Here is a 12,576-nt window from a genome sequence, read left to right as displayed (position 1 = left end):
AATGAAGGAATAACAACAATGGCACTTTCCCGCGAACAAATGGCTCAACGCGTCGCCCGCGAAATGCAGGACGGCTTCTACGTCAACCTGGGCATCGGCATTCCGACCCTGGTCGCCAACTACATCCCTGAAGGCATGGAAGTCATGCTGCAATCGGAAAACGGCCTGCTCGGCATGGGCGCGTTCCCGACTGACGCCGAAGTCGATGCCGACATGATCAACGCCGGCAAGCAAACCGTGACCGCGCGTATCGGCGCCTCGATTTTCTCTTCCGCCGAATCCTTCGCCATGATTCGTGGCGGCCACATCGACCTGACCGTGCTCGGCGCGTTTGAAGTCGATGTCGAAGGCAACATCGCCTCCTGGATGGTCCCTGGCAAGCTGATCAAGGGCATGGGCGGCGCGATGGACCTGGTGGCCGGTGCGGAAAACATCATCGTCACCATGACCCACGCCTCCAAAGACGGCGAGTCGAAATTGCTCTCCCGTTGCAGCCTGCCGCTGACCGGCGCCGGTTGCATCAAGCGCGTACTGACTGACCTGGCCTACCTGGAAATCCAGGACGGCGCGTTCATCCTCAAGGAACGTGCACCGGGCGTCAGCATCGAAGAAATCGTCGCAAAAACCGCTGGCAAACTGATCGTGCCTGATCACGTTCCAGAAATGCAGTTTGACGCTCAGTGAGGAATCCTTCCATGCAAGACGTCGTCATTGTCGCCGCCACCCGGACTGCCATTGGCAGTTTCCAGGGCTCACTGGCGGGCGTTTCTGCAGTTGACCTCGGCGCTGCGGTGATTCGCCAGTTGCTGGCGCAAACCGGCCTGAATCCGGCTGAAGTCGATGAAGTGATCATGGGCCAGGTCCTGACCGCCGGCGCCGGGCAAAACCCTGCGCGCCAATCGGCGATCAAGGCCGGCCTGCCGTTCACCGTGCCGGCCATGACCCTGAACAAGGTCTGCGGTTCGGGCCTCAAGGCCCTGCACCTGGCCACCCAGGCGATTCGCTGCGGCGACGCCGACGTGATCATTGCTGGCGGCCAGGAAAACATGAGCCTGTCCAACTACGTCATGCCGGGTGCTCGCACCGGTCTGCGCATGGGTAACGCCCAAATCGTCGACACCATGATCAGCGACGGCCTGTGGGATGCGTTCAACGATTACCACATGGGCATCACTGCCGAAAACCTGGTCGAGAAGTACAGCCTGACCCGCGAACAACAGGACGCCTTCGCTGCGGCCTCGCAACAAAAAGCCACGGCAGCTATCGAAGCCGGGCGTTTTGTCGATGAGATCACGCCGATCCTGATTCCTCAGCGCAAGGGCGATCCGCTGTCCTTCGCCACTGATGAACAGCCGCGTGCCGGCACCACCGCTGAAGCGCTGGGCAAGCTGAAACCGGCGTTCAAAAAGGATGGTTCGGTGACAGCAGGTAACGCCTCGTCGCTGAACGACGGTGCCGCCGCCGTGATCCTGATGAGCGCCGACAAAGCCAAGGCCCTCGGCCTGCCGGTATTGGCAACCATCGCGGCTTACGCCAATGCGGGTGTTGATCCGGCGATCATGGGCATCGGCCCGGTGTCGGCTACACGTCGCTGCCTGAGCAAGGCCGGCTGGTCCATCGATCAACTGGACCTGGTCGAAGCCAACGAAGCATTCGCCGCGCAATCACTGGCGGTGGCCAAGGACCTGGAATGGGACTTGAACAAGGTCAACGTCAACGGCGGCGCCATCGCGCTGGGTCACCCGATCGGTGCATCGGGCTGCCGCGTGCTGGTGACCTTGCTGCATGAAATGATCAAGCGCGACGCCAAAAAAGGCCTCGCCACCCTGTGCATCGGTGGTGGTCAAGGCGTGGCACTGGCCATCGAGCGGGCATAAAGCGTTCATCAGACTGCGCGGGGACCCACGAAGATCCGCGCAGCCTGGCAACACCCCCGGCGTGATTCACATCGCGCCGGGTCCTTTCGCTATACCCAAATCCCTTGTAGCAGCTGTCGAAGCCTGCGTTCGACGTGTAGCAGCTGGCGAAGCCTGCGTTCGGCTGCGCAGCAGTCGTGAACCTGAGCACTCGTTATTCCTGATGCACCGCATTGCCTGATTTTACGACTGCTGCGCAGCCGAACGCAGGCTTCGCCAGCTGCTACAGGTTGTGTGAACAAGCCCGGACCGCGTCATCGTTCATCGCGAGCAGGCCAGCCCAGTCACCCCAAAAACTGCAGAATCAACCAGCTATTCGCCCCACTGATCACCACAAACAACCCCCACGCCAACACCCGCGTCGGCCAGCGGTTCACCAATGGCCCCATCAACTTGTGATCGTTGGTCATGCGGATCAACGGGTACAGCGCAAACGGCAATTGCAGACTCAACACCACCTGACTCAACACCAGCAACTTGCCAATCGCCGCGTCGCCCATCAGCCAGACGCCGATGAACGCCGGAATCAGCGCCAGCCCTCGGGTAATCAAACGTCGTTGCCAGCACGGAATCCGCAGGTTCAGGAAACCCTCCATGATCACCTGTCCGGCGATGGTCCCGGTAAATGTGGAACTCTGCCCCGAAGCCAGCAACGCCACCCCGAACAACACGCTGGCCATCGCCCCACCGACCAGTGGATCAAGCAGCCGATAGGCATCCTGAATGTCCACCACATCGGTATGCCCGGTCTTGTGAAACGCAGCCGCTGCGAGGATCAAAATTGCCGCGTTCACCATAAGTGCCAACGCCAGCGAACCAATGGTGTCGATGCGCGCCAGCTTCACCGCGTCCTGCTTGCTGGCCAGGTCCTTGCCGATCAATCGGGTCTGTACGATTGACGTGTGCAGATACAGGTTATGCGGCATCACCGTGGCCCCGAGAATCCCGATGGCCAAGTACAGCGGCGCGGCGTCCCCAATCGCCGAAAGTGACGGGACGAAGCCTCGCGCCACGTCCGGCCAGTAAGGTTTGATCAGCAGCAATTCGACTAAAAAACACACGCCGATGGTGCTCACCAGAACCAGCATGATCGCTTCCAGACGACGGAAACCACGATTTTGCAGGGCCAGTACCAGCAGCGTGTCAAACGCGGTGAGGGCGATGCCAACGGTCAGCGAACAGCCGAGCAACAGATGGAACGCCAGGGCACAACCGAGCACTTCGGCAAGGTCCGTGGCGATGATCGAGATTTCTGCCAACACCCACTGAGTGCGCGCCGTGCGCGTGCTGTAGCGCTCGCGGGACAACTGCGCCAGATCGCGCCCGGTGGCGATACCCAGGCGCGAGCACAAACACTGCACCACCATCCCCGCCAGACTCGCCAGCAACACCACAAACAACAGGCTGTAACCGAACCTAGAACCGGACTCGATGGCCGTCGCCCAGTTGCCTGGGTCCATGTAGCCGATGGACACCAGCAAACCGGGGCCGGCGAAACGCAGCACCCGTTTAAAGAAAGATGCGCGCGGATCAACGGCAACACTGCCGGCCACTTCCGGCGGGCAGAACGGCGCCGTGGCGACTTTGGGTAAACTGAATTTCACACACACATCCAGAAACGATTGAATGGAGGCAGCTTAGACGCTTCGCTGGCCCGCAGCTGATGATCGTTCCCACGCTCTGCGTGGGATTGCCTCAGCGGACGCTCTGCGTTCGGCTTTGTATGAGACGCAGAGCGTCCCAGGCTGCATTCCCACGCAGAGCGTGGGAATGATCATCATCTTGTATACAAAACACGACAATCCATAGAGCAATCTCCCCCGTGCAATGCTAACGTTGCCACCTCACTCAGGTCGGAGACGCGTGCGTGCTGATGCTTAAACTGCTGGTGATTCCGGGGTTTCTGTTGCTGATTTCCCTGGCGGGTAAACGCTGGGGCCCGAGCGTGGCCGGTTGGTTGTCGGGATTGCCGGTGGTGGTCGGGCCGATTCTGTTTTTCCTCGCCATCGAGCAAGGCGTAGTGTTTGCTGCCCAATCGGCGACGGCCGCATTGTCGGCGATGTTCGCGATGATTGCCTTCTGCGTGACCTATGCCCAAGTCGCCCAACGCGCCAGTTGGCCGTTGGCGCTGGTGGTTTCGCTATCCGTTTGGGCCTTGGCGGCTGTCACTCTGTCGCTGATCCCGCCGTCCCTGTTGTTCTCGGCCATCGCCGCTGCCACCGCGCTACTCGCAGCGCCTTACCTGTTCCCCAAGGTGCAGCCCATCGTTTCCGGCCCGGCGCCGAAGTCCGACAAACTGCTGCTGCGCATGCTGGCCGGTGCCTTGCTGACCCTCGCCGTCACGCTGCTGGCCAGCACCGTGGGTGAACGCTGGAGCGGCCTGCTCGCGGTGTTCCCGGTATTGGGCAGCGTGATGGCGGTGTTCTCCCAGCAAACCCGAGGGCCGGCGTTTACTGCCGCACTACTGCGAGCCACGGCCACCGGCATGTATTCGTTCGCGGCGTTTTGTCTGGTGTTGGCGCTGGCGTTACCGCACTGGGGACTGAGTGCGTTCGCCCTCGGCGTCGCGGTGTCAGTGGCCATGCTCGGGGTGACCCGGCAACTGTTGGCCCGACCGGTCGACGCTGTCGCAACACGTTCGATAGGATCGAACGAGTAAAGCAACAACCTCGTACGTCAATCGAACGGGTTTCCCTCACCATCAGCCTCAGTTCACAACCCATCAATGACTGAGGCCTACACCATGAAGTTCTTTTTCCACCCTTCGCCGAACCCGATGAAAGTTGCCCTGCTGCTTGAAGAGCTGCAAACGCCTTACGAATTGATCGGCGTCGACACCTTCAAAGGCGAACAACACCTGCCAGCCTTTTTGGCGATCAACCCGAACGCCAAGGTTCCGGCCCTGGTCGATGGCGACGCCACGGTGTTCGATTCCCAGGCCATACTGCTGCACCTGGCGCAAAAACATCAGCGTTTCCTGCCGACCACCGCTGCCGGCAATGCCCAATTGCTGTCGTGGTTGATGTTCATCGCCACCGGCCTGTCGCCATTCTCGGGTCAAGCCGTGCATTTCCTGCACCACGCGCCGCAAGACCTGCCCTACGCCAAAAACCGCTACCTCAAGGAAGTCGAACGTCACTACCGCGTGCTTGACCAGCGCCTGGCCGATCATCAATACCTGGCCGGCGACACCTACAGCATCGCCGACATGGCACTCTGGGGCTGGGCCAATTACGCGCCGTACATCCTCGGCGAGAACGGCCTGGCGGCGTACCCGAACGTCAAGCGCCTGTTCGATGAAATCAGCGCCCGCCCGGCAGCCCAACGCGCCCAGGGCCTGAAAGAAACACTGGTGCTCAAGGCCGAGTTTGACGAAGAAACCCGTCGCAACCTGTTCCCGCAAAACCAGGCCTGACGCTCGCCAAGCCGCGACCGCGCTGGAATGCTTCACAACGTCCATGGGATGATCGCCCTCAAAGCGCGATCATCCCTGGAGTTTTTTGCATGTCACTGTTGAGTAAAAAAGCCGTTGTCCTGTTGCTGATGGCGGTTGCCAGTCTGGGCGCGTTGAATGCACAGGCTGCCACGGCCACTGATAGCAATGCTTCGTCCACGCAGAAAGTCTCGATGCTGGACGGCAAGTTCTCGTTCACCCTGCCCAAAGGCTTTACCGCCGACACCCTGCCGGCCAGCCCGGACGGCGGGAGCGGCACCCTGTACACCAACGAAACCACCAAGACCGTGGTGATCACCGCTGAAAACAACCTGCCGAAAGACGTCACGGTCAAAGACAACGACGGTGCGTTTCTCGACGGTACGGTGGCCGATTTCGACACGGCACAACGCCAGGCCCTGCCCGACTTCAACAAACTCAGCGAAAAGAGCCTGACGCAAAAAGCGACCGGGCTGGGGCTGCGGCAGGTAGACAGCACGGCCACACAAGGCGGGGGCATGACCCTCAGTACCACGCTGATGGCGGCGTCCGGCAACCGAATGGCCGTGGTTCAGGTCATCTCCCGTCCGGGTGACATGGCCGCACACGAAACGTTGATTAAACAAATCGTCACCGGCAAATAAGCCTCAGGGGTTGAGGCGCTGCAGCCAGGCGTTCAAATCCTCGACTTCGGCCGCGCTGATGGAGTGGCCGAGACCTTCGTAGCCATGAAACTCAGGCGTGAGCGAAATGCTCTGCAACAGGCTGTTTGCCTCTGTACCGTCCTTGTACGGCAGGCGGTTGTCCTCTTTGCCATGACCGATGAAAATCGCCAGTGCCTGGCGTTTTTCATCCGGTTTGAGCGCGGATTTGAGCACCGGCAGAATCCGCCCGCTGAGCGCCGCAATCGCGCCGACCGCCTCGGGGTGACGCAACGCCACCTCATAGGACATGATCGCGCCCTGGCTAAACCCCACCAGGACCACCTTGTCCGGTTCGGTGTGATATTTCTTCGCCGCTTGTGCGATGAAATCCTGCAGCACCTGGCCGCTGGTCTTCAAGTCGTCGGTCTCGCCGTTATAAGCCCCCTCGCCCTTCTTGCGAAACCACTGATAACTGCCCTCTTCCAGGGTCATCGGCGCCCGCACCGACAGGTAGGTGTAGCTCGCAGGCAGATCATCCTTGATGCCGAACAGGTCCTGCTCGTTACTGCCGTAACCGTGGAGAAAAATCACCAGCGGCTGGTTTTGCGTATCCGCGTTGGTTTGTTCCAGGTACTTGAGTGGCAGATCGGTTTGCAGCGGGGGTTGGGCGTGGACCGTTGCGGAGGCCAGCAGTGTCAGTAGAGCGAGAAATTTCAGCATGAGGCTTCCTTCACAGGGATCAGGATTCGGGGTGAGCCTAGCACTGTGAAACCTGCCGGGGGATTTTGGTTGTTGCTGATGCCGCCTTCGCGAGCAAGCCCGCTCCCACATTTGACCGAGTCAACGCCGATAAAATGTGGGAGCGGGCTTGCTCGCGAAGAGGCCCTTGAAGACAGCGAAAATCTTCAGTCGTTGATGAGTTTTCCCACCCGAATCGGCTCCCGCCCCGCCACCTTCGCCTGCCACGACCCCGGTTGCGTATACCGCCCGCGATCAATCGCAAACAACACACCGCTGGTCCCGGCCCGCACCGTGGTCACCCGGTCATTCAAAGGGTCAACCACTTCAAACAGCGCATCGCCCCGCTCCACCCATTCACCGGCCTCGCGCAAGAAACTGACCACGCCGTGATGCGGCGCGAACAGGTACTCGGTGCCTTCGAACGGCATACCTTCACAGCACTCGCTCGGTGCCGCCGGCCAGGTGCCTTTGATAAACCCCTGCTCGGCCAGGAAACCGAGGATGGCCTCGCAATTGGCCTGAGCCTGACCAACCCGCGTGTCGCCCATGCTCCCCAGTTCCAGGGTCGTCGCCAGGTTGGCCGGGGGAATGGCGGCCTGAGGAAACGCCCGCGCCAGACGCAACCACGGCGAAGAGCACGACTCGTCAAACGAGCTGCCGCCGGAATCCTCGCACAGCAACGCCACGCCGGCCTTCAACCGCGCCGCCAGGGATTGCCACTGCGGCCAGTGTTGCGGCAAGGCATAGATATGAATCGCCGCATCGAAATCACAATGCAGATCGAGGGTGATGTCGGCATCGCACGCATGGCGCAACAGCAAGCGGTGCATGGCTTCCAGTTGCGAGGCCGGTGCCGGTAAGCCATCAAGCACCTGGCCCATGGTCTGGCGAATCAGGGCGATGTTGGCCTGCGCATTGTCGCTCAATCGCTCGCCGATCAACGCGGCTACGGGTGCGCTGAGCTCGACAAACGAACGGTTGAAATTCTTGCCGCTGCCCAGTTCAAAGCGGCCCATGTGGCTGCCTTGCAGGTGCTGATCCAGACCAATCGGGTTGGCCACCGGTACCAGTTCGATCACGCCTTGCAGTTGGCCTTGGGCTTCAAGTTCGGTCAGGCGCTTTTTGAGCTCCCACGCCGTGCGCATGCCCGGCAGTTCGTCCGCATGCAGGCTGGCCTGGATGTAGACCTTGCGTGTCCCCACGCCGTAGCGAAATACGCTGAGGGTACGTTCGGTGCCCAGGTGGCTCCAGGGCAGTGAATGGTCGATGCGTTGCATGGTGAACTCCTGAGTCCTGAACGGTGAAAATCACTCCAGGGTTCTCTGTTGCTAGGGAGAATGCACAAAAAAAATGGCAACCGCGTCAACGGCTGCCATTTTTTTGAACGGCGTGATTACTCGCCGTAAACGTCAAACTTGAAGTACTTGTCTTGCACTTGCTTGTACTTGCCGTTGGCGCGGATTTCGGTGATAGCGGTGTTGAACTGGTCAGCCAGCGCGGTATCACCCTTGCGCACGGCAATGCCGGCGCCGCCACCGAAGTACTTCGGATCGTTGTACTCAGGGCCTACGAACACGAAACCTTTACCGGCGTCGGTTTTCAGGAAACCGTCGTCCAGGTTGACCGAGTCGGCCAGCAGCGCGTCAACGCGGCCAGAGACCATATCCAGGTTGGCTTCCTGCTGCGAGCCATAGCGAACCAGGTTGATCCCGGCCGGCACCAGCACTTCAGTGGCGAAGCGGTCATGAGTACTGGCGCGCAGCACACCGACTTTCTTGCCTTTGAGTTCGGTCAGCGGGTCCTTGACGTCGGAGCCTTGTTTCATCACGAAGCGCGCGGGGGTGTGGTAGTACTTGATGGTGAAATCGACGTTCTTTTTACGGTCGTCGGTGATGGTCATGGACGACAGGATCGCGTCGATTTTCTTCACTTTCAGCGCCGGGATCAGGCCGTCGAATTCTTGCTCGACCCACGTGCACTTCACTTTCATCTGCTCGCACAGCGCATCGCCGATGTCCACGTCGAAACCGGTCAGTTTGCCGTCAGGGGTTTTCATCGAGAATGGCGGGTAACCGGCTTCGATGCCGATGCGGATCGGCTTGGCGTCTTCGGCCACAGCGGTCAGGGACAACATCGACAGTGCCAGGGCACCGAACATCACTAGCTTTTTCATTTATAACTCCTGTGTGCGGAGGCTTTTATTGGCAGCTTACGATTGGCTTTCGGCCGGTGAAAACCGAAGTGGCCGGCAGTCTAGAGTGGCTGCCGGCAGGCAAATTGTGTTTAAGCGACAAATACTTATAGAAAAGTAGCCCATGCAATAGAGCCCCTTGAAGCGTGCGCCACGGCGGTGCAAAGACTGTAGGACAAGCCCTATTTTCAGACAAAACCTACACGCGAAAACGACAGAAACGGATAAAGGTGACGCGGATCACCGTTATCTCCGACAGAACAGGACAGCGCCACCTATCCCGCCGTTTATGACGGGTGCAGGCGACACTGGATAGATGGTGGACCGTTGCGTCAGCCAGTCGCCACAGTTGATCAACATTCGCAGCCAACGACGGCGCTGGCGGGACGCGGTACCCGCGTACTCAACTCAAACCCTTCATCCAGCCACCCGGTTACCCCGCCGATCATTTCCTTGACCGGGTAACCCAGCGCCGCGAGTTTCACTGCGGCCTTGTTGGCGCCGTTGCAATGCGGGCCCGCGCAATACACCACGAACACACTGCTTTTCGGGTAAGCGGCCAGACTTTCAGCAGTCAGCAACCGCCCCGGAATGTTGATTGCGCCCGGTACATGGCCCCGTTCGAACGCCAACGGACCGCGCACATCCACCAACACAAAATCCACCTCGCCGGCCTGTTGACTGCCGTGGACGTCGGAACAGTCGGTTTCAAAGGTCAGACGGTTGCTGAAATGCATCAGCGCGATGGCCGAAGGGGCGGCGGGAATTTCTCGAACCAGGCTGGTCATGGGCTGTACTCCAAAGTGCGGGTGGGTGTGAGAAGACTTTATGCACCCGCCACTTGCCGCTACAGTGGCGCACAAGACACTCACCGGGAACTTTCCGCCAAATGCAGCCCTCCCCTGGATTGGTCGCGATTCTGGCCTACGACGGCCTCTGTACCTTCGAGTTCGGCATCGCCGTGGAGATCTTCGGCCTGGCGCGACCGGAGTTCGACTTCCCGTGGTACGAACACCGGATTGTCGCCGTGGACCAGGGGCCGATGCGCGCCATGGGCGGGATTCAGGTGCTGGCCGATGGCGGCATGGAACTGCTTGAACACGCCCGGACCATCATCATTCCGGGCTGGCGCGACCGCCATGCACCGGTGCCCGACCATTTGCTCGACGCCCTGCGCCAGGCCCATGCCCGGGGTGCGCGATTGCTGTCGATCTGCTCCGGTGTGTTTGTGTTGGCGGCGACCGGTTTGTTGAACGGACACGGCGCCACCACCCACTGGCGCTATACCACCGAACTGGCCGAACGCTTTCCGGACATTCTGGTGGACCCGGACGTGTTGTATGTCGATTCCGGTCAACTGATCACCTCGGCTGGCAGCGCGGCGGGGATCGATGCCTGCTTGCACCTGGTGGCGCGGGATTTCGGCACGCAAGTGGCCAACTCGGTGGCGCGACGGCTGGTGATGTCGCCGCAACGCACCGGCGGCCAGGCGCAGTTTATTCCGACACCGGTCAGCCCGACGCCGCGCAGCGATGTGTCACGGGTCATGCAGTGGGCGCGCGAACGCTTGCACGAACCGCTGGAGGTTCGCGAACTGGCGAGCGAAGCGGCGATGAGTGAACGGACGTTTCTGCGCCGGTTTACAGAAGCCACCGGGATGCCGCCCAAAGCGTGGTTGCAGCATGAGCGACTGGCCCGGGCCCGGGAGCTGCTGGAGAGCACCCGCGACAACACAGATCAAATCGCCGAGCGGTGCGGGTACCGATCCGTGGAGAGTTTTCGGGTGGCTTTTCGCGGGGTGGTGGGGGTGCCGCCGTCGGTGTATCGGGAGCGGTTCGGGCGTGGGGCCGAGGCTGCCATTTGAGGTGGTCTTCAGGGCTTACGCAGCAAATAGGTATCCATAATCCACCCATTCGCCAATCGAGCCGCTTTGCGCACCCGCTCAATCTCATCCGCCACATCTTTAAGCTTGCCGCTGATCAGGATTTCATCCGGCGTGCCCAAATAAGCCCCCCAGTAAATCTCGGTCTCCTGATCCGCCACCTGATGGTAGGCATCCTGCGCATCCAGCATCACCACCACACTGTCGGCATCACTCACCTGCCCCGCCGCCAGCCGTCGCCCGGTGGTGATTTCTATCGAGCGACCGATGCGATTGAGCGGCACTTTATGCTGCGCCGCCAATGCCTGGACACTGGTAATGCCGGGGATCACCTCAAACTCGAACGCACAACGGCCCGAGGCGAGGATCGCCTGCAAAATCCTGATAGTGCTGTCGTACAGTGACGGATCGCCCCACACCAGGAAACCGGCGCACTGGTCGTCGGTCATTTGCTCGTTGATCAGTCGCTCGAAGGACAACTGCTTGGCAAGGTTGAGGTCTTCGACACTGGTCGTGTAGTCCACCGCACCGCGCTCACGTTCGGGGCTTTGGGCTTCAACAAAACGGTAGTCGCGACCGGTGATATAGCGCTCGCAGATCTCGCGCCGCAGGTCGATCAGTGAGTCTTTGCTCTGGCCCTTGTCCATGAGGAAAAACACATCGACACGGTTCAGCGCCTTCACGGCCTGCATCGTGATGTAGTCGGGATTGCCGGCGCCGATGCCGATGACCAGCAGTTGTCTCATCACCGCCCTCCTTAGGCATCATTGCCGAGCAATCGCAGGCGCCAGCGCCCGGTGAACCGCAACTCAATGGCTGACAACGGTTCAACATCGATCTGGTTGAACGCCGCTCCCTGCAGCACCTGCATCAGCGCGGCGCGTATGAAAAACGGATGGGTGATCGCTACAATGTGCCCCGGGGTCGCCTCAAGGGTTTTCATCCACTGCGCCACACGCTGCTCCAGTTGCACCACCGATTCACCGCCATGGGTTGCCGAAGTCGGGTCATCGAGCCAGGCCTGGAGCGCATCGGCTTGTGATGTTTGCAAGTCATTGATGGAGACGCCACGCCATTGTCCAAAGTCGCAATCGCTCAACGCCGCCACGACTTCAACTTCTTCGCCAAACAAGGCGGCTGTTTGCCGGGTGCGCAATTCCGGTCCGCAGAGTAAACGCGGCGTCCCTTTAAACGCGTGACGACGCGAACCGTGCGCAGACTGCCAATCCATTTCCAACGGTTCATTTGTAGGAAAACGCGCCAATTTCTGTGCGACGGTTCGCCCATGACAAATCAGAGTCAAACGGGTTGCTTGCACAGATGATCACCCTGTCGTTGAAACAAAAAACGGCAACACGCCGCAGATAATTGCCCAATTGTGCCGCAAGAAGCGCGTTTCAGGGCGTTTCGTTTTAATCGGCATTCACCGCTTGCAGGCCCGATAGATCGATGAATACAGGCAATCTCTGACGCGATTATGGGCGATAGCCTACAAGCGCTGTCGATTTCCATGTAGCCGCTTTAACACGCCGGTTTCGCGCCGTTTTGGGGATCGAAATACCACCAAAAAAATGACTAGACTTATAGAGTTCGCTACAGAAATACTGTTTCAACAGTTGCTCCGGCGGGCGCTTTAGCAGCTTCTTCACCCGGTATTTGCCGCAAACCATCGCGAACCTCGCGCTTGACCAGCGTCGTCAGGAATCGATACGCACGGGTGGTACTGTTCACTGCCTGACCTTGCGAAACACAACACTCCTCAACGGACC

The 12,576-nt window shown here is 60.0% G+C and carries 13 protein-coding genes; 6 read left to right on the top strand and 7 right to left on the bottom strand.

The annotated features are described in order from the left end of the window. The first annotated feature begins 18 nt into the window (after nt 1–18). Together J2Y56_RS18175 and J2Y56_RS18170 are read left to right on the top strand one after the other, a co-directional pair. Nucleotides 19–684, top strand: a complete 666-nt coding sequence (locus tag J2Y56_RS18175) for a CoA transferase subunit B (protein WP_007948745.1) — start codon at nt 19–21, stop codon at nt 682–684. 11 nt (nt 685–695) lie between these two features. Next, a complete protein-coding gene (locus J2Y56_RS18170) occupies nt 696–1,877 on the top strand; it encodes an acetyl-CoA C-acetyltransferase (protein ID WP_007948743.1) in 1,182 nt (393 codons plus the stop codon). Between the two features lie 323 nt (nt 1,878–2,200). Here J2Y56_RS18170 and J2Y56_RS18165 read toward each other — a convergent pair whose 3' ends face one another. After that, nucleotides 2,201–3,520, bottom strand: a complete 1,320-nt coding sequence (locus J2Y56_RS18165) for an Nramp family divalent metal transporter (protein WP_310351769.1) — start codon at nt 3,518–3,520, stop codon at nt 2,201–2,203. Nucleotides 3,521–3,783: 263 nt separating this feature from the next. Here J2Y56_RS18165 and J2Y56_RS18160 point away from each other — a divergent pair, with 263 nt between their 5' ends. The 3 genes from J2Y56_RS18160 (at nt 3,784) to J2Y56_RS18150 (ending at nt 5,993) form a co-directional block, all read left to right on the top strand. Further along, nucleotides 3,784–4,575, top strand: coding sequence for a hypothetical protein (locus tag J2Y56_RS18160; RefSeq protein WP_310351766.1), 792 nt, complete (start codon nt 3,784–3,786; stop codon nt 4,573–4,575). Between the two features lie 84 nt (nt 4,576–4,659). Then, entirely contained in the window at nt 4,660–5,331 is a 672-nt protein-coding gene (locus J2Y56_RS18155) for a glutathione S-transferase family protein (protein WP_007948537.1), read from the top strand. A gap of 89 nt (nt 5,332–5,420) precedes the next feature. Beyond that, nucleotides 5,421–5,993 carry a hypothetical protein gene (locus J2Y56_RS18150; RefSeq protein ID WP_310351764.1) on the top strand — a complete coding sequence of 191 codons (573 nt, stop codon included), beginning with the start codon at nt 5,421–5,423 and terminating at the stop codon, nt 5,991–5,993. A 3-nt stretch (nt 5,994–5,996) separates the two neighbouring features. On the opposite strand, the gene J2Y56_RS18145 is transcribed toward J2Y56_RS18150, so the two are convergent. From J2Y56_RS18145 to J2Y56_RS18130, 4 genes are all read right to left on the bottom strand, one after another. Next, nucleotides 5,997–6,713 (bottom strand): alpha/beta hydrolase-fold protein, encoded by a 717-nt coding sequence (locus J2Y56_RS18145; protein WP_310351761.1) that lies wholly within the window; start codon nt 6,711–6,713, stop codon nt 5,997–5,999. A gap of 185 nt (nt 6,714–6,898) precedes the next feature. Then, a complete protein-coding gene (locus J2Y56_RS18140; RefSeq protein ID WP_310336334.1) occupies nt 6,899–8,011 on the bottom strand; it encodes a M14 family metallopeptidase in 1,113 nt (370 codons plus the stop codon). A gap of 116 nt (nt 8,012–8,127) precedes the next feature. Then, nucleotides 8,128–8,907, bottom strand: coding sequence for an ABC transporter substrate-binding protein (locus J2Y56_RS18135; RefSeq protein ID WP_007948541.1), 780 nt, complete (start codon nt 8,905–8,907; stop codon nt 8,128–8,130). Nucleotides 8,908–9,278: 371 nt separating this feature from the next. Then, entirely contained in the window at nt 9,279–9,713 is a 435-nt protein-coding gene (locus tag J2Y56_RS18130; protein WP_007948542.1) for a rhodanese-like domain-containing protein, read from the bottom strand. Nucleotides 9,714–9,814: 101 nt separating this feature from the next. Here J2Y56_RS18130 and ftrA point away from each other — a divergent pair, with 101 nt between their 5' ends. Continuing rightward, on the top strand, nt 9,815–10,789 hold the full coding sequence (ftrA, locus tag J2Y56_RS18125; RefSeq protein ID WP_007948543.1) for a transcriptional regulator FtrA: 975 nt from the start codon (nt 9,815–9,817) through the stop codon (nt 10,787–10,789). Nucleotides 10,790–10,797: 8 nt separating this feature from the next. Here ftrA and cobF read toward each other — a convergent pair whose 3' ends face one another. Both cobF and J2Y56_RS18115 read right to left on the bottom strand, forming a co-directional pair. After that, the gene (gene cobF / locus J2Y56_RS18120; RefSeq protein ID WP_310336339.1) at nt 10,798–11,553 is read right to left on the bottom strand and encodes a precorrin-6A synthase (deacetylating); all 756 of its coding nucleotides are present in this window, start codon (nt 11,551–11,553) and stop codon (nt 10,798–10,800) included. 11 nt (nt 11,554–11,564) lie between these two features. Continuing rightward, entirely contained in the window at nt 11,565–12,125 is a 561-nt protein-coding gene (locus J2Y56_RS18115; protein WP_310351756.1) for a histidine phosphatase family protein, read from the bottom strand. Nucleotides 12,126–12,576 lie beyond the last annotated feature (451 nt).

Source organism: Pseudomonas sp. BE134 (genome assembly GCF_031456105.1).
Lineage (GTDB): Bacteria > Pseudomonadota > Gammaproteobacteria > Pseudomonadales > Pseudomonadaceae > Aquipseudomonas.
This window is presented reverse-complemented; position numbering and strand designations above follow the sequence as displayed.

Excerpts from the sequence above, each read along its gene's own strand:
- ftrA (WP_007948543.1), top strand. The coding sequence starts at position 9,815 with ATGCAGCCCTCCCCTGGATTGGTCGCGATTCTGGCCTACGACGGCCTC.
- J2Y56_RS18135 (WP_007948541.1), bottom strand. The coding sequence starts at position 8,907 with ATGAAAAAGCTAGTGATGTTCGGTGCCCTGGCACTGTCGATGTTGTCC.
- J2Y56_RS18155 (WP_007948537.1), top strand. The coding sequence starts at position 4,660 with ATGAAGTTCTTTTTCCACCCTTCGCCGAACCCGATGAAAGTTGCCCTG.
- J2Y56_RS18145 (WP_310351761.1), bottom strand. The coding sequence starts at position 6,713 with ATGCTGAAATTTCTCGCTCTACTGACACTGCTGGCCTCCGCAACGGTC.
- J2Y56_RS18140 (WP_310336334.1), bottom strand. The coding sequence starts at position 8,011 with ATGCAACGCATCGACCATTCACTGCCCTGGAGCCACCTGGGCACCGAA.
- J2Y56_RS18170 (WP_007948743.1), top strand. The coding sequence starts at position 696 with ATGCAAGACGTCGTCATTGTCGCCGCCACCCGGACTGCCATTGGCAGT.
- J2Y56_RS18175 (WP_007948745.1), top strand. The coding sequence starts at position 19 with ATGGCACTTTCCCGCGAACAAATGGCTCAACGCGTCGCCCGCGAAATG.
- cobF (WP_310336339.1), bottom strand. The coding sequence starts at position 11,553 with ATGAGACAACTGCTGGTCATCGGCATCGGCGCCGGCAATCCCGACTAC.
- J2Y56_RS18150 (WP_310351764.1), top strand. The coding sequence starts at position 5,421 with ATGTCACTGTTGAGTAAAAAAGCCGTTGTCCTGTTGCTGATGGCGGTT.
- J2Y56_RS18130 (WP_007948542.1), bottom strand. The coding sequence starts at position 9,713 with ATGACCAGCCTGGTTCGAGAAATTCCCGCCGCCCCTTCGGCCATCGCG.